This is a genomic window from Comamonas sp. w2-DMI (assembly GCF_040187735.1).
GTDB lineage: Bacteria > Pseudomonadota > Gammaproteobacteria > Burkholderiales > Burkholderiaceae_C > Comamonas > Comamonas terrae.
Map to the genome: position 1 here is coordinate 308,885 of NZ_JBANEL010000001.1, position 19,932 is coordinate 328,816.

At 64.7% G+C, this 19,932-nt stretch carries 19 protein-coding genes and 1 tRNA gene; 6 read left to right on the forward strand and 14 right to left on the reverse strand.

Annotation, left to right across the window (positions count from 1 at the left end; translation table 11 throughout):
* Positions 1 to 270: 270 nt before the first annotated feature.
* From V8Z74_RS01365 to V8Z74_RS01385, 5 genes are all read right to left on the reverse strand, one after another.
* Positions 271 to 1,527 carry a DNA primase family protein gene (locus V8Z74_RS01365; protein WP_349707539.1) on the reverse strand — a complete coding sequence of 419 codons (1,257 nt, stop codon included), beginning with the start codon at positions 1,525 to 1,527 and terminating at the stop codon, positions 271 to 273.
* Positions 1,524 to 1,745 carry a helix-turn-helix transcriptional regulator gene (locus tag V8Z74_RS01370; RefSeq protein WP_349707541.1) on the reverse strand — a complete coding sequence of 74 codons (222 nt, stop codon included), beginning with the start codon at positions 1,743 to 1,745 and terminating at the stop codon, positions 1,524 to 1,526. Before V8Z74_RS01370 ends, V8Z74_RS01365 begins: the two co-directional genes overlap by 4 nt.
* Positions 1,746 to 1,836: 91 nt before the next feature.
* On the reverse strand, positions 1,837 to 3,438 hold the full coding sequence (locus V8Z74_RS01375; RefSeq protein WP_349707543.1) for a tyrosine-type recombinase/integrase: 1,602 nt from the start codon (positions 3,436 to 3,438) through the stop codon (positions 1,837 to 1,839).
* A 152-nt stretch (positions 3,439 to 3,590) separates the two neighbouring features.
* A tRNA-Pro gene (locus V8Z74_RS01380) sits at positions 3,591 to 3,667 on the reverse strand.
* A gap of 39 nt (positions 3,668 to 3,706) precedes the next feature.
* On the reverse strand, positions 3,707 to 4,636 hold the full coding sequence (locus tag V8Z74_RS01385; RefSeq protein WP_066473376.1) for a polyprenyl synthetase family protein: 930 nt from the start codon (positions 4,634 to 4,636) through the stop codon (positions 3,707 to 3,709).
* Between the two features lie 237 nt (positions 4,637 to 4,873).
* Between V8Z74_RS01385 and rplU the strand changes: the two genes are divergently transcribed.
* The 4 genes from rplU (at position 4,874) to proB (ending at position 7,996) form a co-directional block, all read left to right on the forward strand.
* Positions 4,874 to 5,185, forward strand: coding sequence for a 50S ribosomal protein L21 (rplU, locus tag V8Z74_RS01390; protein ID WP_003058536.1), 312 nt, complete (start codon positions 4,874 to 4,876; stop codon positions 5,183 to 5,185).
* 16 nt (positions 5,186 to 5,201) lie between these two features.
* Positions 5,202 to 5,459: a 50S ribosomal protein L27 gene (gene rpmA / locus V8Z74_RS01395; protein ID WP_066473374.1), complete on the forward strand. Its 258-nt coding sequence runs from the start codon at positions 5,202 to 5,204 to the stop codon at positions 5,457 to 5,459.
* A gap of 171 nt (positions 5,460 to 5,630) precedes the next feature.
* Positions 5,631 to 6,746, forward strand: coding sequence for an Obg family GTPase CgtA (gene cgtA / locus V8Z74_RS01400; RefSeq protein WP_066473364.1), 1,116 nt, complete (start codon positions 5,631 to 5,633; stop codon positions 6,744 to 6,746).
* 110 nt (positions 6,747 to 6,856) lie between these two features.
* Positions 6,857 to 7,996 (forward strand): glutamate 5-kinase, encoded by a 1,140-nt coding sequence (proB, locus tag V8Z74_RS01405; protein WP_066473362.1) that lies wholly within the window; start codon positions 6,857 to 6,859, stop codon positions 7,994 to 7,996.
* 82 nt (positions 7,997 to 8,078) lie between these two features.
* Here the strand turns inward: proB and V8Z74_RS01410 are convergent, their stop codons facing one another.
* Positions 8,079 to 8,801, reverse strand: coding sequence for an RNA pyrophosphohydrolase (locus V8Z74_RS01410; RefSeq protein ID WP_066473360.1), 723 nt, complete (start codon positions 8,799 to 8,801; stop codon positions 8,079 to 8,081).
* Positions 8,802 to 8,906: 105 nt separating this feature from the next.
* Here V8Z74_RS01410 and V8Z74_RS01415 point away from each other — a divergent pair, with 105 nt between their 5' ends.
* Positions 8,907 to 10,649 (forward strand): proline--tRNA ligase, encoded by a 1,743-nt coding sequence (locus V8Z74_RS01415; RefSeq protein WP_349707546.1) that lies wholly within the window; start codon positions 8,907 to 8,909, stop codon positions 10,647 to 10,649.
* A gap of 12 nt (positions 10,650 to 10,661) precedes the next feature.
* Entirely contained in the window at positions 10,662 to 11,315 is a 654-nt protein-coding gene (locus tag V8Z74_RS01420; RefSeq protein ID WP_349707548.1) for a lytic transglycosylase domain-containing protein, read from the forward strand.
* Positions 11,316 to 11,427: 112 nt separating this feature from the next.
* Here the strand turns inward: V8Z74_RS01420 and paeA are convergent, their stop codons facing one another.
* The 8 genes from paeA to hemA form a co-directional block, all read right to left on the reverse strand.
* A complete protein-coding gene (gene paeA, locus V8Z74_RS01425; RefSeq protein WP_066473346.1) occupies positions 11,428 to 12,801 on the reverse strand; it encodes a polyamine export protein PaeA in 1,374 nt (457 codons plus the stop codon).
* A 111-nt stretch (positions 12,802 to 12,912) separates the two neighbouring features.
* Entirely contained in the window at positions 12,913 to 13,368 is a 456-nt protein-coding gene (locus V8Z74_RS01430) for a ribonuclease HI family protein (RefSeq protein WP_349707550.1), read from the reverse strand.
* Positions 13,369 to 13,429: 61 nt separating this feature from the next.
* On the reverse strand, positions 13,430 to 13,753 hold the full coding sequence (grxD, locus tag V8Z74_RS01435) for a Grx4 family monothiol glutaredoxin (RefSeq protein WP_349707552.1): 324 nt from the start codon (positions 13,751 to 13,753) through the stop codon (positions 13,430 to 13,432).
* Between the two features lie 131 nt (positions 13,754 to 13,884).
* The gene (prmC, locus tag V8Z74_RS01440) at positions 13,885 to 14,739 is read right to left on the reverse strand and encodes a peptide chain release factor N(5)-glutamine methyltransferase (RefSeq protein WP_349707554.1); all 855 of its coding nucleotides are present in this window, start codon (positions 14,737 to 14,739) and stop codon (positions 13,885 to 13,887) included.
* A gap of 15 nt (positions 14,740 to 14,754) precedes the next feature.
* Positions 14,755 to 15,294 (reverse strand): SUKH-3 domain-containing protein, encoded by a 540-nt coding sequence (locus tag V8Z74_RS01445; RefSeq protein WP_349707555.1) that lies wholly within the window; start codon positions 15,292 to 15,294, stop codon positions 14,755 to 14,757.
* Between the two features lie 14 nt (positions 15,295 to 15,308).
* Positions 15,309 to 17,294 carry a PEP/pyruvate-binding domain-containing protein gene (locus tag V8Z74_RS01450; RefSeq protein WP_349707557.1) on the reverse strand — a complete coding sequence of 662 codons (1,986 nt, stop codon included), beginning with the start codon at positions 17,292 to 17,294 and terminating at the stop codon, positions 15,309 to 15,311.
* Between the two features lie 67 nt (positions 17,295 to 17,361).
* Complete coding sequence (gene prfA / locus V8Z74_RS01455) at positions 17,362 to 18,444, reverse strand: peptide chain release factor 1 (protein ID WP_349707559.1); 1,083 nt, start codon at positions 18,442 to 18,444, stop codon at positions 17,362 to 17,364.
* 155 nt (positions 18,445 to 18,599) lie between these two features.
* Positions 18,600 to 19,922 (reverse strand): glutamyl-tRNA reductase, encoded by a 1,323-nt coding sequence (gene hemA / locus V8Z74_RS01460; protein ID WP_066473325.1) that lies wholly within the window; start codon positions 19,920 to 19,922, stop codon positions 18,600 to 18,602.
* Between the last annotated feature and the right edge of the window lie 10 nt (positions 19,923 to 19,932).

The window sequence follows — 19,932 nt, forward strand, 5'->3', positions numbered from 1 at the left end:
CCGTACGGTTGCGCAGACCAGTATTCCCACGTTGGCTTGGTCACAAAATATGCCGCGTTTGTGCGGAATTTTTCGAGTGACCAGGCTGACCGGGCGTCCTGGTAAAACTCTTTTTTGAATCCATCTTCTTGTCCCCGGACGAGAAGGGGGAGAAGGCAAGAGGAGGTGGCGTCAGTGGAAACTTTTGAGTAGAAGCCGGTCAATCTGGTCAGGAAGAAAAGCAGCCGGTTTCAACGGCTGCTTTTCTTCCCGGAATGGCTGTTTGACTGGTCAGGACAGCAGAACATTGCAGGTGCGAATGCGGCCGGCTTTCGTAACCGCTCGACCTTCCACAACCGGCCCCAGGGAGTCAGGCAAGCGCTTCCAGAACTTCGGCGAGGCAACGGGTGCCATGCCGTTTTCTCTGCACCATGCGGCATAGGCCGTGTACACCTCGGACTTGGACGTGTCCGTGGTCGTTGTGCGCTCGATGGCCGCGTCATGCACCCAGGCATGAACCGAGTTGGTCTCGGTCCGGGCGGCCTGCGTTGCAGCCTTCATCGCAGGAGGCGGGGTGGCATCGAACCGACCACGGGCCAGCAGGCGTTGCAGCCCCTCCAGAGCCCAGTTCAGTACGCCGGTCAACTCATGCTTGATGATGTGGTCGGCCAGCAGCGGGTCGCGCTCGCTGGCCGGAATCTCTACGCTGAAGGGAACGATGTCGAACCGTCGCCAGAAGCCGTGGGATTGGTCCTTCACGACGGGGATGTGGTTGGCGAGAATGAGCCACTTCCCACTGACGCGAGTCGTAATGGGCGGCAAGTATTTTCGGTCAATGGGAACTGACTCACCGGCAATCATTGACTTCATGACTTGTTCACACCAGTCTTGCGGGGGAGCTTCGTCGCAGTAGATGAGAGATGCCCCCAATACGATGGCGGCATGGAACCCATCCAGCTTGCTTGGCGAGGCGGCGGCTTTCCGTTCGTGGAGGGCCTGAACGATGTTCGCCAGCGTGCCCTTGCCATTTGCGCCGGTGCCGAGCCAGAGTTGTGCGAGCTGGAAGCGTGCGTCCGGCAGCAGTGTGTAACCGATGTACTCTTGTACTCGGTTTCGCACTGCGGGGTCAGGAAGAACGCGGCGCAACAGTTTCTCAAACGCTTCCGGTGCCGGTGCGCAGGGATCGTAGTCGCAACGAAGGACGTGACGGAGCCCCAGCTTTTTGTCATGGGGATGCAAGGTCGGGCAGCCATCAAGGTGCAAGTAGCCGTTCTGCACGGGAATCACGGCAGCGCGGGCTGGTTCTTGCAGAGCGGGGAGCCAGAGCAACGCTGTTTGATGGGTCGCCTTGGCGTTGGCCGCATTGACGATGCCATGTTCGCCGTCAGCAATCCACCGCAGTGCCATTCGCATGCCTGCCTCGTCATCAATCATGCTCCAGTGAGTGCCAGTCCAGTAATGGAGGAGCTGGTCTGCTGCTGCGTAGTCGCCGGACTTCTCCAGCTTTTTTGCGTAGCCGATAGGCTCGAAGGGAGGGCGGCGGCTCATGCCTGGTCTCCTTCGGGTGTTTTCGTGCCTGGGTTTTTGTCGCGGCTCTCTTGGTGGTGCGCTATCCATTGCTGGACATCTGATGCCTTGAACCGCACGTGTCGGCCAAGGAGGATGGCAGGTGGCAGGTCGCCACCGGTCGCGCGTCGGTTGTAGATGGTTCGTTGAGCGAGCGCGATGAGGGCGCTCAGTTCGCGGGGCGTCAGAAGACGGTCCATGTGCAGTTCCTAATGGCAAGCAGTCACATGACTGCCTACCGTATAGCGCGAACATCACTGCATGAACCGCCTTTTACCGCTTTTTCTTGATTTATTTGTTCGCCCCCCAGGTGAGGCAAACCGATGGCAACTTGAAGGTGAACGATTGGTTCAAGGGCGACGGTGCGGGCTGGGGTGGCAGCGGCGTCGATCCGCACAGGTCGCCAATCGTGACCGCCGCTCCCTTTTTCAACCGGCGAACGCCATGGTGCGCCGTTATTTGATTTGAGTCCGCGAACGCGGCGTCCAACCGCTTCGCCAAGCTCTGGGTGCACAGGTGTGCATACCGCAGCAGCATGCGTGTGTCACGGTGGCCGCTGAAGGCTTGTAGGTCAACCAGCGTGAACCCTCCAGGGGTGTTGCTGCCCGCCTCAGCAACACGGGAAATGGCTTCATGACGTAGGTCGTGAATCCGAAGTTCGTTGTCACCTGTCAATCCGGCCAGCGAGCAAATGCGCGCCCACGCTTTGCGAAGGCCGTCAACGCTGATGGGGAACACAAGGTGGTCCGTGCGCGGGAGTGCACGGAGCAAGTGGACAAGGTCCGTGCGGATGGAGAGCTTCCGCGCCCGGCCGTTTTTGGACTCAGGGAGCAGGGCAGTCTGAGTCTCCAAGTCCAGTCGTGACCAAGTCAGATTCAGTGCCTCGCTGCGGCGAGCGCCGGTCATCAACAGGAACTGGATGAGGGTCTCCAAAAGCGCAACGTGGGTGTAGCTCTGCTGTGCTTCGTCCTGGTACTGTTCCCGCGCCGCTTTGACAATCTTCTTGCGCTTGTAGACGGTGCGAGCCTCGTTGGCATCCTCGCGTTCGTCCTGCATCAGTTTTTCGAGCCGCAGCGCGATAGACCTGGCCCGGTCTTCTTGATGAGCAGCCTCCAGCAATCGCGTCTCCTCGTCCCCCTTCAACCGGCGGTCGCGCTCATTGAAGTAGCTCGGGCGACGGACTCCGTCCATAGGGCTCTTGGCGCATGGAATGCGCCACATGTCGATAGCGGTGTTGCATACGGCGGCGAAAATGTCGATTTCCCGGTCCACAGTTGAGGCTTCGACCATTTGGCACCGCTCGTCGATGTAGTCCATGAAGTCGTCCGGGACGACATCGGCGAATGACTTGCGCACGAATCGGCTGGCCTCAGAGGGCTCCCGCATCTGCGCGCCTGTCGGCTTGCGCATCTGCTTGCCTTTCCACTTCGGGTGGGGGTTAGGGTGCGCGGCCAAGATGGCTGCCATGTCCTCACGTGGCAGGCCGGCGTCTTCCAACACGGCATTGATCTTGTAGCCCTCGACCTCGAAGCTCTTGTGCCTGGGAGCTTCTTCGTGGAGATAGCGAATCAACAGGTCGGCGAACGTGGTTCGCCGTGCAAGGCCGTAGTCGATGACGATGCCGCGACGGCGCTCGCTTTCGATGCGTTGCTTGAGTTCCAGTGCCTCTACTTCGCTTGATGCGTAGAGGCACTGGTCTGGGTAACCTACTTGGCGGGCGCGGATGGCGTAATGGTTGTTGAGACTGGCCAGCTTGGGCTTGTAGCCCTGTGCTTTCAGATGCTCGACGTAGGCTTTGATGGCTTTGTCCGCGCTGTACTCGAATGTCTTGGTGAGGTCGTCTCTGTTCTTGATAGAGACTTGAACCTTGGAGCGGTTCTCAATGGATGCCATGACGCTGTGTTCCGTGGTTAAGGAACATGCGTATAGGCAAGGAGAAGGGGGATGATTGCGCGAGTGGTGTGCGAAGTGGCGAAAGTTGCCACTGCTGCTATCTGGTTGTCAAATCAAAAACTGCGTAAATCCTTGATTTACAACATAATTTCTGGTCGGGGTGAGAGGATTCGAACCTCCGGCCTCTACGTCCCGAACGTAGCGCTCTACCAGGCTAAGCTACACCCCGTGTGCTTTGTTGAACGAGCACCTCAATGCACTTGGCGATTCAAGTGCGGCGCTCCAAAAGCTGAGAGGCCAATTGTAGCAAATTTGTGGTGTGCTCGTTGCTTGGCAACACATTTAATGCATCGATGGCTCGTTGGGCCTCGCTATGTGCTGCGGCGCGGGCAATGTCCAGGGCGCCCGTGGAGTGCACGATGCTGACGACGGCTTCCAGCTGCTCTGTCGAACCCTGCTCGATGGCGTTGCGCACGATGGCCGCCTGCTGCGGCGTGCCGCGCTGCATGGCGGCAATCAGCGGCAAGGTGCATTTGCCCTCCCGCAGGTCATCGCCGAGGTTCTTGCCCATTTCCTGGGTGTTGCCGGTGTAGTCCAGTACATCGTCGATGATCTGGAAGGCCGTGCCCAGGGCCTGTCCGTAGGTGGCGCAGGCCTGCTCCACTTCGCGCGAAGCGTTGGCAAGAACGGCAGCCAGTTGGGCGCTGGCTTCGAAGAGCTGGGCAGTCTTGGAACGGATGACGTGCAGATAGCCGGCTTCATCCAGGGATGCGTCGTGGGTGTTGATGAGCTGCTGCACCTCGCCTTCGGCGATCACGTTGGTGGCATCCGAGAGGATTTGCAGCACGCGCATGCTGCCCACCTCCACCATCATCTGGAAGGAGCGGGTATGCAGAAAGTCGCCCACCAGAACGCTGGCGGGGTTGCCGAAGGTTTCGTTGGCGGTGGGGCGGCCGCGGCGCAGCGTGGATTCGTCCACCACGTCGTCATGCAGCAGGGTGGCGGTATGGATGAGTTCCACCACGGCGGCCAGCATGTACTTGTCGCGGCCCCGGTATCCGAGGGCACTGCAGACCATGAGCAGCAGCGCGGGGCGCAGACGCTTGCCGCCCGCCGCAATGATGTACTGGGAGATCTGGGCAATCAGGGGGACGCTGGTGGTCAGGCGCTGGGCGATGACACGATCCACTTCGCGCATGTCGTCTGCGATCAGGGCAAGCGGATTGGATATAGAAGTTTCTGTAGTCAAGGTGATGAACCGCCAAGTGGATCGTCGATTATAGAAATACGAGGTTGCGCTTTTTGCGGCATGTGCTCCCCCAGCCGTTCATGCCGGGCAGGTGCGATATCTTGCGAGCAGAAATTTTGCTTGCGTGCTAGAATTGCAGGCTCTGTGGAAATTCGTCCGCAGAACTCTTCAATTCATGAGGTTTTCATGTACGCAGTCATAAAAACCGGCGGCAAGCAGTATCGCGTTGCAGCTGGCGAAAAGATCAAGGTAGAACAGATTGCTGCGGACGTAGGCCAGGAAATCGTGATCGACCAAGTTTTGGCCGTCGGCAACGGCGCTGAAATCAAGGTTGGTGCACCCCTGGTGTCCGGCGCATCTGTCAAGGCAACTGTGGTTGCTCACGGCAAGCACGACAAGGTGCACATCTTCAAGATGCGCCGTCGCAAGCACTATCAAAAGCGCCAAGGCCATCGCCAGCAGTTCACCGAACTGCAGATCGTGGCCATCGCTGCTTAAACTTAGGAGCTAAGTCATGGCACAGAAAAAAGGCGGCGGCTCTACGCGAAACGGGCGCGATTCCAAGCCCAAGATGCTCGGTGTGAAGGCCTTCGGTGGCGAGCTGGTGACTGCCGGCTCCATCATCGTGCGCCAGCGCGGAACCAAGTTCCATCCCGGTGAAAACGTGGGCGTGGGCAAGGACCACACCCTGTTCGCACTGGTGGACGGCCATGTGTCGTTCGGTGTGAAGGGCGCGCTGTCCAAGCACACTGTCAATGTGACGGCTGCCTAAGTCGGCTCTTGACCTGAACAAAGCCCCGACTTGTCGGGGCTTTGTCGTTTGAGAAAGCTCTTCCCCTGAGTGGAAGGTGCGCTTTTTCCATGGCAGCGGCACGCGATTGACTGCTGCGGAGTGTGGCCTGGGGCTGTCTGGTGCACACTGATTTTGTAAACTGGATGCCTCATGAAGTTCGTTGACGAAGCTTATATCGACATTGCGGCCGGGGACGGCGGCAATGGCTGCGTGTCCTTCCGGCACGAGAAATACAAGGAATTCGGTGGCCCCGACGGCGGCGACGGAGGCCGTGGAGGTCACGTGTTCGCCGTGGCCGATGTGAACCTGAACACCCTGGTCGACTACCGCTATGCGCGCCGCTATGAGGCCAAGCGTGGCGAGCATGGCAAGGGCTCGGACATGTTCGGCGCAGCAGGCGACGACATCACGCTGCACATGCCCGTGGGCACCATCATCAGCGATGCCGAGACGGGCGAAGTGCTGTTCGAGCTGCTGACGCCCGGCGAGGTGGTCACGATCGCCAAGGGCGGCGATGGCGGCTACGGCAATCTGCGCTTCAAGAGCGCCATCAACCGTGCGCCGCGCCAGAAGACACCGGGCTGGCCCGGCGAACGCCGCAGCCTGAAGCTGGAACTCAAGGTGCTGGCCGATGTGGGCCTGCTGGGCATGCCCAACGCCGGCAAGTCCACTTTCATCTCGGCAGTGTCCAATGCACGCCCCAAGATTGCCGACTATCCGTTCACGACACTGCATCCGAACCTGGGTGTGGTGCGTGTGGGTCCTGAGCAAAGCTTTGTCGTGGCCGACATTCCGGGCCTGATCGAGGGCGCCTCCGAAGGCGCGGGCCTGGGCCACCAGTTCCTGCGCCACCTGCAGCGCACCCGCCTGCTGCTGCACGTGGTGGATCTGGCGCCGTTCGACGACAGCGTGGATCCGGTCGCGCAGGCCAAGGCCATTGTGGGCGAGCTCAAGAAGTACGATGCCGAGCTCTACGGCAAGCCGCGCTGGCTGGTGCTCAACAAGCTGGACATGGTGCCGGTGGAAGAGCGTGCCGCCAGGGTCAAGGACTTCGTCAAGCGCTTCAAATGGAAGGGGCCGGTATTCGAGATTTCCGCCCTGACGCGCGAAGGCTGCGAGCCTTTGATCCGCCAGATCTACCAGCATGTGCAGGCCCAGCAGAAACTGGAGCAGGGCGTCAAGGAAGTCGATCCGCGCTTTGCCGATGTCGAGGATGCCGGTGTGGATCTGTCCGATCCGCGTTTCGCACCTCGGGATCCGGAATAAGCGGGCGGCTTGGACTGGCGGCACGCAAAGCGTGCTGTCCTGCTTTGAATTCAATAGCTTCCAGCGCTTGATGCATAAGTGCTGGAGACATAAAACACTGTCAAATCCTCATGTCTTCCAACGTGTTGCGTGATGCCCATCGCATCGTGGTCAAGGTGGGCTCCAGCCTCGTCACCAATGAAGGCCGCGGCCTGGACGAGGGCGCCATCCAGGAGTGGAGCCGCCAGCTGGCTGCCCTGGTGCGCGGGGAGGACGGCGTGCGCCGAGAGGTCATCATGGTCTCCAGCGGTGCCATCGCCGAGGGCATGAAGCGCCTGGGCTGGACCACGCGCCCTACCGAGGTGCACGAGCTGCAGGCTGCCGCCGCCGTGGGCCAGATGGGGCTGGCCCAGATGTACGAGACCAAGCTGCGCGAGGAAGGCGTGGCCAGTGCCCAGGTTCTGCTCACCCATGGCGACCTGGCCGACCGCGAGCGCTACCTGAACGCACGCACCACGCTGCTGACGCTGCTGGACCTGGGGGTCGTGCCCGTCATCAATGAGAACGACACGGTGGTCATCGACGAGATCAAGTTCGGCGACAACGACACCCTGGGCGCCCTGGTGGCCAATCTGGTGGAAGCGGATGCACTGGTCATCCTGACCGATCAGCGCGGCCTGTACAGCGCCGATCCGCGCAAGAATCCCGATGCCCGCTTCATCGACGTGGCCCAGGCCGGTGATCCCGAGCTGGAAGCCATGGCCGGCGGTGCCGGCTCTTCGATCGGCAAGGGCGGCATGATCACCAAGATCCTCGCGGCCAAGCGGGCTGCTGGTTCGGGGGCCTCCACCGTGATTGCCTGGGGGCGCGAGAAGGATGTGCTGCTGCGGCTCACCCAGGGAGAATCCATCGGCACGCTGCTCGTGGCCCGTACGCACAAGACGCAGGCGCGCAAGCAGTGGATTGCCGACCATCTGCAGTTGCGCGGCTCGGTAACCGTGGATGCCGGCGCCGTGGCCAAGCTGCGCGATGAGGGCAAAAGCCTCCTGCCCATCGGCATGATGGCCGTGGAAGGCGATTTTTCCCGCGGCGAGGTGATTGCCGTGCGTGATGAGAGCGGTCGGGAGGTGGCGCGGGGGCTGGCCAGCTATGCAAGTGCCGAGGCCAGGTTGCTGTGCCGCAGGAGTTCGGCCGAGATCGAAGGCCTGCTTGGCTATTCGGCCGGACCCGAGATGGTGCACCGCGACAACATGGTGGTTGCCGGCCACTGAGGCGATGCCTGTGGCGCTGCAGGAATCCCGGGCGCCCCAAATAAAAAAGCCGCTCAGAGGTTCTGTGCGGCTTTTTTTACCTTTACTGCAGATGCTTGCTGCTTCTGCCTGCGTGCGGATCCGTATCCGGCTCGCCTTGTCCGGACTGGGGGTCCGGGTCGAAGCTGGCACCCGGAGGCAGTTCCATGCCCGGGTTCATGCGAAAACTCCCGGTCCTGGCAGGATGCATGGCCGGGGCATGATGGGGCTGCGGTGTGGCAAAGGCATTGCCGCCCGCCTCCAGCTCGCGCGGGCGCATGCCGCTGCGCAGATAGCGATTGCGCTGCTGCTCGCCGCGGGGTACGAAGCGCGCGAGTTCTGTCAGCGCCATCTCGTAGACGCCGCGTTTGAATTCGACAACCACGTCGAGCGGCACCCAGTAGTCGTTCCAACGCCAGGCGTCGAACTCGGGATGGTCGGTGGCACGCAGGTTCAAATCCCAGTCGTGGCCGACCAATTGAAGCAGAAACCATATCTGCTTCTGGCCTTTGTAATGCCCGCGCGCGTCGCGGCGGATATACCGGTCCGGCACCTCGTAGCGCAACCAGTCCCGGGTGCGGGCAACCACGCGAACGTGGTTGGGCTTCAGCCCCACTTCCTCATGCAGTTCTCTGAACATGGCCTGCTCGGGTGTCTCCCCCCGGTCAATGCCACCTTGCGGAAACTGCCAGCTGTGGGTGCGGATGCGTTTTCCCCAGAACACCTGGTTTCTTTGGTTGAGCAGGATGATGCCGACGTTCGGGCGGAATCCGTCCCGGTCAAGCATAATCGAACCCCAATTTTTTGAATTGTGTTCATTATGCATGGCCCCTTGTGATCGGCAAGCGGGCCATGGTCATTTCCGCTTCGTTACCGCTTTATTGCCAGTTCCATGAAAGCCTCCCAATTTCTCATCTCCACCCTCAAGGAAGCTCCGGCGGACGCCGAAGTGGTCAGCCACAAGCTCATGACGCGGGCCGGCATGATCAAGAAGCTGGGTGCCGGCATCTACAACTACATGCCCATGGGCCTGCGCGTGATCCGCAAGGTCGAGGCCATCGTGCGCGAGGAAATGAACCGCGCCGGCGCCATCGAGGTGACCATGCCCGTGGTGCAGCCGGCCGAGCTGTGGCAGGAGACCGGCCGCTTCGACAAGATGGGCCCCGAGCTGCTGCGCATCCAGGACCGCCATGAGCGCGACTTCGTGATCCAGCCCACCAGCGAGGAAGTGGTGACGGACATCGCGCGCCAGGAGTTCAAGAGCTACAAGCAGCTGCCCAAGAACCTCTACCAGATCCAGACCAAGTTCCGCGACGAGCGCCGTCCCCGCTTCGGCCTGATGCGCGGGCGCGAGTTCATCATGAAGGATGCCTATTCCTTCGACAAGGACCGCGATGCCGCCCAGATCAGCTACCAAGCCATGCGCGAGGCCTACAAGCGCATCTTCGACCGCTTCGGCCTGCAGTACCGTGCCGTGCGCGCCGACAGCGGCGCCATCGGCGGCGATCTGAGCGAGGAGTTCCAGGTGATCGCCTCCACGGGCGAGGACGCCATCGTCTATTGCCCGAACAGCGACTACGCCGCCAATATCGAGAAGGCCGAAAGCCTGCCGCCGGCCGGTCCCCGTCCCGCCCCCGCCCAGGCCATGGCCAAGGTGGCCACGCCCGGCAACAGCACCTGCGAGTCCGTGGCGCAGCAGCTGGGCCTGCCCCTGGCGCAGACCGTGAAGTCCCTGGTGCTGGCTACCGACGAGACCGACGAGGCCGGACAGGTCGCCAAGACCCAGGTCTGGCTGCTGCTGCTGCGCGGCGACCACGAGATGAACGAGATCAAGGTGGGCAAGGTCGAGGGCCTGGCCAACTTCCGCTTTGCCACCGTGGCCGAGATCGAGGAGCACTTCGGCTGCCAGCCCGGCTACTTGGGTCCTATCCACCTGAAAAAGCCCGTGAAGCTGGTCGTGGACCGCGAGGTGGCCGTGATGGCCGACTGGGTCTGCGGTGCCAACGAGGTGGATTTCCACATCACCGGCGTGAACTTCGGCCGCGACCTGCCCGAGCCAGAAATCGTGGCCGATCTGCGCAATGTGGTGGCCGGCGACAAGTCGCCTGACGGCAAGGGCGAACTGCTCATCGAGCGCGGCATCGAGATCGGCCACGTGTTCTACCTGGGCACCAAGTACTCCAAGGCCATGAAGGCCACCTTCCTGGCCGAGAACGGCAAGCCCACCGAGTTCGAGATGGGCTGCTACGGCATCGGCGTGACGCGCCTGCCGGCCGCCGCCATCGAGCAAAGCCATGACGAGCGCGGCATCATCTGGCCCGACGCGATCGCGCCGTTCACCGTGGTGGTCTGCCCCATCGGCATGGACCGCAGCGAACTGGTCAAGGCCGAAGCCGAAAAGCTTTATACCGAGCTGCTGGCGCTGGGCGTGGACGTGATCCTGGACGACCGCGGCGAGCGCCCCGGCGCCATGTTCGCCGACTGGGAGCTGATCGGCGTGCCGCACCGCGTGGTGCTCGGCGACCGCGGCCTCAAGGAAGGCATCGTGGAATACCAGCACCGCCGCGACACCGAGGCCACCAAGCTGGCCGTCGGCGAGGTGCTGGCATACCTGAAGAGCCGTCTGGGCCTGTAACAGCGCGTGATCATGCTCAGCCGCCGCTCCAGTCTGGCCGCTGCCGCTTCGCTGCTGGCATCGCCTGTGGGAGTGTTGCTGCCGCAGGCGGCCTGGGCGGGCGGGCAGCTCGAAGAGCCGCTGGCCGATTCCGTGCGCACGGCGCTGAGCGCGGCCGTCGTGGGCCAGGCGCCGCCGGAGCTGGAGTTTCCCTCGACCGAAGCGCGCCTGCGCTATCTGCGCTGGCTGGTGGCCTGCAGCGAGCGGCTGGCCAAGCGCAAGCCCGATGCGCAGGTGCGGCGTGAATTCCTGCAGACGGTCTGGTACGAATCCAGACGGGCAGGCCTGGAGGTATCCATGGTCCTGGGCCTGATCCAGGTGGAGAGCGGTTTCCGCAAATATGCGATCTCCAGCGTGGGTGCGCGCGGCTACATGCAGATCATGCCGTTCTGGATGCGCTTGCTGGGCGACGGCGATGCGGGCAAGCTGTTCCACATGCAGACCAATCTGCGCTTTGGCTGCGTGATCCTGCGCCACTACCTGGACCGCGAGAAGGGCGATGCCTACATGGCGCTGGGACGCTACAACGGCAGCCGTGGCCAGCCCCAATATCCGAATGCAGTCTTTGGCGCCCAGCGCAATTGGATGGTGGAAGAACGCGGAGCAGTGCAGGTCGCGCAAGGCTAGGACGGTTGGCAGTAATGCTATGAAAAGGCAAGCGCATTGCGCTTGCCTTTGCTGTATTTGAAAGGCAAAGGCTTCTGAAGTCTTTGCAGAAAAGGCGCAAGCTGCTCTGGTTTCAGGAGTGCGCTTCGCTGCCGGCCGTTGCACCGGCCTGGGCGGTGCTGCCTGCAGCCTTGGCAGCCGCATGGGCGTCGGCAGGATCGGGCAGGCGCGTGACCATGACCTGGTCGATGCGGTAGCTGTCCACGTCCAGCACCTCGAACTTGTAGCCGCCCCAGTTCACGGCATCCGTGCGGCGCGGCACGCGGCGCAGCATGACCATGAGAAAGCCGGCCAGGGTCTCGTACTCGTCGTCGTGCGGCATGTCGTCAAGCTGCAGCACGCGCATCACGTCTTCCACGGGCGTGACGCCGTCGATCAGCCAGGAATTCTCGTCGCGGCGCACGATCTGCTCCTCGTCATCCGAGCCGGTCACCAGATCGCCCATGACGGTGCTCATCACGTCGTTGAGCGTCACGACGCCGACGACCAGGCTGTATTCGTTGACGATGACGGCAAAGTCCTCGTGCACCAGGCGGAACTGCTCCAGCACCTCGGCCAGCGTGAGCCGGTCGGGCACGATCAGCACCTTGCGGATCAGCGAGTCGTCGGTCAGCGACAGCGGCTGGTTGTTGAGCGAGCGCTGGAACAGGTCCTTGGCATCGACGTAGCCGACCACATGGTCGATGTCGCCGTCGCAGACCGGATAGGTGGAGAACGGTTCCTCGGCAATGCGCGCACGGATCACCTCGTCGGGATCGTCGCGGTAGAAGAAGGCGATGCGGTCGCGCTGCGTCATGGCCGAGGCCACGGTGCGCGAGTCCAGCTCGAACAGGTTGGCGATGACCTGCTGCTCCTGCGCGGCCAGCACGCCGGCCTTGGTGCCGGCCTCGGTCATGGCCAGGATGTCCTCGTGCGTGATGCGCTCGTCGCGCACCGTGGGCAGGCCCAGCAGCCGGGCCGTGCCATCGGCCAGCTTGTTGAAGCACCACACCAGCGGCTTGAGCACGGCCATGCACCAGAGCATGGGGCGCAGCACGCGCACGGCCAGGCGTTCGGGCTCGGCCATGGACAGGCGCTTGGGCAGCAGGTCGGCAAACAGAATGAAGAACGACGTGATGGTGATGAAGGACAGCAGAAAGCCCACCGTCTGCGAGCGGCTCTCGCTCAGCCACAGGCTCAGCAGCTGGGTCAGGAAAGGGGTGAGGGCTCCTTCGCCCACGACGCCGCCGAGGATGGCAACGGCGTTGAGGCCGATCTGCGTGACCGTGAAATATTCGCCGGGCTGGGCCTGCATCTTCATGACCTGCTCGGCGCGCGGCTCTCCATCTTCGACCATCTGCCGCAGGCGCAGGCGGCGCGAGGCGGCCAGGGAGATTTCAGCCACGGAAAAGAAGGCACTGGCAAGAATCAGTGCCGCGATCATCAGCAGGCTCTGGAGCAAACTCATAGGCAGGGCCGCAGTGGCGCGCGGGCACCGACTGCGTCAAAAACAACATGCCTTATTCAATCACATAAAGCCTGGCCCCGCCTCCAGGCTGGCATGGGCGGCGGCCGCCGTTCAGCCGGTGCGGGCCGGGTTTCCCGGCAGGGCGTGCGCGGTACGGGCGAGTGCGTCGGCTTCCTGGTTGCGGTGGCGCGGTATCCACTGCAGCCGGATTTCCGCGAATTCGCGCATCAGGCTGCGTGCCTGCGCAAACAGGGGGTCCAGGCGCGGGATGGGGCGCACGGGCCTGGGGCCGGGTGGGCCCAGCTGCTCCACGAGCACGCTGCTGTCGGTGCGCAGCGTGATGTGATGAATACCCAGGGACCGGGCCTTGCGCAGGGCAGCCAGCAGGGCCAGCAGTTCGGCCTCGTTGTTGCAGCCGCTGCGGCGCAGGTTGAGCGACAGCGTGTGCCTGCGGCCGTCGGGCATGCGCAGCACGGCGCCCAGGCTCATGGGGCCGGGGTTGGGCAGGGCGCTGCCGTCGATATGGATGCAGCAGTGGTGGCCGGGTGGCTCTGGAAGGGCTGGCATGGCATATCCCAATGAAAAAAGCCACGGCAAGGCGTGGCTTCGCGCGAGGGAGCGGCCGGGCTCAGGCCTTGGCGGCCAGCAGCTGCTGCAGCTCGCCCGATTCGTACATTTCCATCATGATGTCCGAGCCGCCGATGAATTCGCCGTGCAGGTACAGCTGGGGAATCGTGGGCCAGTTGCTGAATTCCTTGATGCCCTGGCGGATTTCCTGGTCTTCCAGCACGTTCACGGTGGCGATGGCCTTGGGGTCCACGCCGCAGGCCTTGAGGATCTGGATCGCACGGCCGGAGAAGCCGCACATGGGGAAGCTCGCATTGCCCTTCATGAACAGCAGGATGTCATTGTTCTTGACGAGGTCGGCGATGCGTTGTTGGGTGTTGCTCATGGTGGGCTCCAAAATCGGTGGATTGCTGCGACGGCAGCGCAGCAGGGATTATTTCACTGTCGGCCCTTGGCTGGGCGCCGTGCGGGAATCGGGTGCCGGTTCGTCCCCAAATCGGGGCGCGGGCGGGAAAATCAAGCCGGCGGCCACTGTCCGCCGGTGCAGCGCGCGATGCCGGCCAGGTCCTCGCGGTGCTGCACGGCGGCAAAGCCGGCCTGCTGCATGAGCGCGGCCACGTCCGGCGCCTGGTCCCAGCCGTGCTCGAACAGCAGCCAGCCGCCATGCTTCAGGTGCGCGGGCGCCTGGGCGATGATGCAGCGTATGTCCGCCAGGCCGTCGCCGCCGCTGGCAAGGGCCGACAGCGGCTCGTGGGTGAGGCTGGCCAGGTGCGGATCGTCCGCACGGATATAGGGCGGATTGCTCACGATCAGGTCGCAGGCGGGCTGGCCGGCCAGGGGCTCTAGCCAGCTGCCGTGGGCGAACTGCACGGGCAGCTGCAGGCGCTGGGCGTTGGCCTGGGCCACGGCCAGGGCGTCGGCGCTGGCATCCACGGCCAGCACCTGGGCCACGGGGCGGCGGCTTTGCAGGGCCAGGGCGATGGCGCCGCTGCCTGTGCCCAGGTCTACCACGCGGCAGGGCTGCTGCGGCGGCATCAGCTCCAGCGCCCAGTCCACCAGCGTCTCGGTATCGGGGCGCGGGTCCAGCACGCGTGCATCCACGGCCAGGTCCAGGCCGTAGAACTCCTTGCGGCCCGTGAGGTAGGCCACGGGCACGCCCTGCAGGCGCCGGGCGCACAGCGCCTGCCAGCTGGCCTGCTGGGCGGGGCTCAGCGTGTCGGTGTCGTGCGTGATGAGCCAGGCTCGCGCATGGGGCGACTGTCCCGCCGCATGCAGCAGCAGCATCTGGGCGTCCATGCGGGGCAGGCCCTGGCGGGCCGCTTCGGCCAGGGCCTGGGCAATGGTCGGGGTGGAGGGGCGGGTCTGTGTCATGTCGTGGTGGCCGGGTCAGCCTGCATAGGTCTCGGGGCTGTGCCGGGTGTAGCGTTTGCCGTAGAGGTGGACCTCTTGCTGGCCGGGGCGCAGCATGGGGCGCGAATGCACGCCGCCCAGAAGATGCGCCATGGCCTGCTCCAGATTCTCTCCCTCGAAGCAGAACGCATCGTGGACCAGGCTCATGCCGAAGCAGCGGCCGTCGGCCGCCATGAGCAGCAGGCCGTGGCCGTGGTGGACTTCGGCGACCTGGACCAGGCATGTCTTGAGCACATCCTGCCAGAGGAGCAGCTCCGCATCGGTGTGCGCATCCGCCAGGCCGTTGGAGCTCCAGTGGAAGGCGATATCGCTGCTGGCGCATTCCTGGCCGGCACCGACTTTGCCCAGGGTCAGCCCCGCCAGCTGGCGCAGCGCGGCCACGGCCGGGTGGCGGGCCATTGCGGGCCGGGCATGCAGCAGAGCCTGGATCTCGGGCGCGGGCGCCGCCTCGCGCCCGGGCGTCCAGCCCGCGGCGTGCAAGTGCCTCAGGACGATGGCAGAGGTGATCGAGGTCATGGCATCTCGCCGGTTCAGCGGGCGGGCGCGGTGATGAAGGGGCGGGCCTGCAGGATGATGATGCGGTCGCCGTGCACGGCCCATTCGATGTCCTGCTCCCGGCCGCCGAAGCGCTGCTTGATGGCGGCGCCCGTGCGGGCCAGGCGCTGCACCAGCGCATCGCTGAGCACGGCGCGCCCGGCCTGGGTGGGAATTTCCTTGACGCCGCCATCGGCGCTCAGCTGCAGGGCCACATCGTCGGCCGAGCGGTTGAGTACCTGCACGGCCTGGCTGCGGCTCGAATACATGATCTGCTCGGCCACGCGCCGGCCTTCGACCACGCGTATGCCTATGCCGCGCTTGGCGGCGATATAGGTGGCATGGCGATGCCGGGCGTCGAACGGGTCGCGCGTGATCATCACGCCCGAGGCCGTGGAGTCCACGGCGGTCTGCACGAATACCGACATTGCCACCTGTCCGTCGTCGATGCCTGCAGCCTCGCGTGCCTCCCAGGCCTCGAAGTTGTAGACCGAGGCCCAGACCTTGCGCACGGCCTGGAGCAGGGCATCGCCCGTCTTCACATTGGGTACCGTGGTGTACAGGCCCGCGCCGCTGAAGTGGGGCAGGTCTTCCGAGCTGGACGAGCTGCGCACGAACACGCCCTGGCCGCCGAGCTGGCTGCTCCAGCGCTGCTGCCAGGCCTGGGCCATGGCGGTGGGCAGCGGCCATTGCTCGATGTCGGCCTGCAGCGCGGCCAGGGCGCGGGCCCTGACGCCTGCGTCCGTGGCAAAGCCAGGCTGCTGGCGCATGCGGGCCACGCGCTCGGCCAGGCCGTTGCCGCGCATGAAGTCGGCATAGGCGGCAAACGGGATGCAGAAACCATCGGGTACCAGCACGTCGGCGATGTGGGCAGAGCGGATCTCGCCCAGATTGGCGGCCTTGGCGCCGCAGCGCCGGCGGTCCGTACCGCGCAGCGCGGAAAGCGGCACCAGCTCGCTGCGGCCCAGATCGGGCTGGATCAGCACGCGGTTGCCGTTGGCCGGCTTGCGGCCGGCCCGGGCTTCGGCAGCCCGCTGCTCGGCCGCGTCTGCCGCGCGCAGCCGGTATTCGCCGGGCCCCACTTCCAGGTGCACCCACCGGCCGTTCCATTGCGCAAGCTCGCTGGCGGCATCGCGCACATAGGCATTGGGCACACCCCAGCCGCGCGCCAGCAGGTTGACGTGGGAGAGCACGGTGGAAGGCCGCTCGGTGATCACGCCGGCCACGGGCGGCAGGCTGATGGGCACTTCGCGCAGCAGGGCAATGTCCTGCGCGGCCAGGCTTTTCACGGCATCGGCGGCGTCCACGATGCGCAGCCGCCCCACGGCCGTGCCGGTGTTGAGCGGCAGATAGGTCTGGGCGCCGATCAGCGCTGCCTGGGTCACGGCATCGATGCCCGCGGCCTGGGCCACAGCTTCCTGCGCGGTGGCATTGGCCTTGAAGCGCACGGGCGCGAAAAAGCCTGTCCTGAGCGCATCGGCCGTGGCCTGCAGCAGCTGTGGCGTGAGCCGGTCGCCTTCCCAGAATTCGTAGCTATAGCCCTGGAGGGCCGGCTGCCAGCTCAGCGTGCCGAGGATGAAGCGGCGCCCCGGCTCCCGGTAGTTGCGGTTGAGTTCGGCCCGGTCGCCGCGCAGCAGGCCCCTGGCGCGCAGAAAGTTCTCGTGCAGCGCATAGCGCGGCGTGTTGATGAAGTACAGCCTGGCGGGCCTGGCCTGGCGGTCGACCACGAACAGCACATGGGGCATGGCCGCAGCGCCGGCCGGATCGTAGACGCGCGCCAGCCGGTCGACGTCGGCGCGGCCGGCAAGTGCGGGCAGCTCTCCGGGCGCGCTGCGGTTGGCTGCGGCATCCGCGGGGCTGCCGGCGCCGGACTCGTAGGCCGAGGGCTTGCGCGCCACCAGCGCCTGGCTGGTGCCGGCCGCGGCCAGCAGGCTGCTGCAAAGCAGAAGGCGGCCCAGGACGGGCAGAAAACGCATGTACATCTCGGGATTGCCTGCAGTCTGTTTCTGATGGGGGCTACGGCCCATGGGGCCTTGCGGGCGAAGCGGTTCAGGAGGCGATGGCCAGCTCTTCGAGCAGCTCGGCCTCGCGGGCATGAGCCAGGGCCTGCAGCACCTCGCCCAGGTCGCCTTCCATGACCTGCAGCAGCTTGTACAGCGTGAGATTGATGCGGTGGTCGGTCAGGCGTCCCTGGGGGAAGTTGTAGGTGCGGATGCGGTCGCTGCGGTCGCCCGAGCCGATCAGGCCCTTGCGCAGGGCGGCTTCCTTGGCGGCGCGCTCGCTGCGTTCCTTTTCCTGGATGCGCGCCTGCAGCACCTGCAGCGCCTTGGCCTTGTTGCTGTGCTGGCTGCGCCCGTCCTGGCATTCGGCCACGATGCCCGTGGGCAGATGGACCACGCGCACGGCGGAGTCGGTCTTGTTGATGTGCTGGCCGCCGGCGCCGCTGGCGCGGAAGGTGTCGATGCGCAGGTCGGCCGGGTTGAGCGTGATGGCCTCGGCCTCGTCGGGCTCGGGCATGACGGCCACGGTGCAGGCGCTGGTGTGGATGCGGCCCTGGGTTTCGGTGGCGGGCACGCGCTGCACGCGATGGCCGCCCGATTCGAAGCGCAGCGCGCCGTAGACGTTGTCGCCGTCGATGCGCAGCACGACTTCCTTGTAGCCGCCCAGCTCGCTTTCGTTGGCGCTCATGACTTCCACCTTCCAGCCCACATTGGCCGCATAGCGCGTGTACATGCGGGCCAGATCGCCGGCGAACAGGGCCGACTCGTCGCCACCCGTGCCAGCGCGGATTTCCACGAAGGCCGGGCGCGCATCGTCGGGGTCCTTGGGCAGCAGCATGCGCTGCAGCTCGTCCTCCAGCCGGACCAGTTCGGCCTCGCCGTTGCTGATTTCTTCGCGGGCCATTTCGGCCATGTCGGGGTCTTCGAGCATGTCGCGCGCCGCCGCGATGTCGGCCTCCGTCTGCTGGTAGCGCGCATAGCGGCTGGCGATGGCCGTGACGTCGGCATGCTCGCGCGAGATGGTGCGGTACTGCTTCATATCGCCCATGATGTCTTCGCGCGAGAGCAGGAAGTCCAGCTCCTGCAGGCGTTGGGCATAGCGTTCGAGCTGGTTGCGCAGAAAGTCTTGCATAAGGCTTCACCAAAGGCTGGGATGCGGGCGCCTGGGCCGGCGCCGGCATCGGAAAACGGGAAAGAAGGCACGGTGCCGGAGAGGCCGGCGAAAGGATGGGCTGCAGCGGAAGGACTGAAGGGCAGGCGGCGCTGCAGCGCTGGCGGCGAGCGCCGCTAAAGCGGGGTTTTCTGCGCGGACTTGCCGGCGTCGCGGCCGGAGCGAAGGAACAGGCGCGAGACGGTCTCTGCGGTGCGGGCGCGCTGCTCGGCGTCGCCCTTGTGCAGCTCGGCCATGGTGCCGTGCAGCATCTTCTGCGTCAGGCCGCGCGAGAGGGCTTCGAGCACGGTATCCACGTCCTCGCCCCTGGCCAGCAGCTTCTTGGCACGGGCAATCTCCAGCGCCCGCCATTCGTCGGCCTGGGTGTTGATCTGCTGGATCAGAGGCACCATGCCGCCTTCGGGCTTGCGCTGGTCCAGCCAGTGCATGAAGCTTTGCACGCCGGTGTCGATGATGACCTCGGCCTGCTCCACGGCCGCCTGGCGCTGGGCCTGGCCGGTGCGCACCACGGTGGCCAGATCGTCCACGGTGTAGAGATAGACGTCGTTGAGGTTCTTGACCTCGGATTCGATGTCGCGCGGCACGGCCAGGTCCACCATGAAGATGGGGCGGCGCTTGCGCTTCTTGAGCGCGCTTTCCACGGCGCCCAGGCCGATGATGGGCAGGCTCGAGGCGGTGCAGCTGATGACGGCGTCGTACTCGTGCAGATGCTCGGGCAGATCGGCCAGGCGCATGGTGCCGGCGCCGAACTGGGCGGCCAGCTTCTCGCCGCGTTCCAGGGTGCGGTTGGCGATGGTGATCTGCCTGGGATTCCTGGCGGCAAAGTGGGTGGAGACCAGCTCGATCATCTCGCCGGCGCCCACGAACAGCACGCGGATCTGGCTCAGGTCCTCGAACAGCTGGCCGGCCAGGCGCACGGCGGCTGCGGCCATGGAGATCGAATGCGCGCCGATCTCGGTGGAGCTGCGCACTTCCTTGGCCACGGCGAAGCTGCGCTGAAACAGCTGGTTGAGCGTGGTGCCCAGCGCTCCGGCGGACTCGGCGGCGCGCACGGCATTCTTCATCTGGCCCAGGATCTGGGCCTCGCCCAGCACCATGGAATCCAGGCCGCTGGCCACGCGGAAGGCATGGCGGGCCACGGAGCCGTCCTGCAGCAGGTAGGAGTGCTGGCGCAGCAGTTCGGGCGCGATGCCGCCGCTGCTGGCCAGCCAGTGCAGCGTATGGTCCATGGCCGGCGTGTCGGCGGCGCAGTAGATTTCGGTGCGGTTGCAGGTGGAGAGAATGGCGGTTTCCACCGCGCTATGGGCCCGGCCGGCGCCGGTCAGGGAGGCGCGCAGGCCTTGCAGCGTGGGCGCGATCTGATCGAGCGCGAACGCGAAACGGCCCCGCATATCGAGCGGAGCCGTGTGGTGATTGATACCGAGAGCCCAGACTGCCATAACCCTAGAT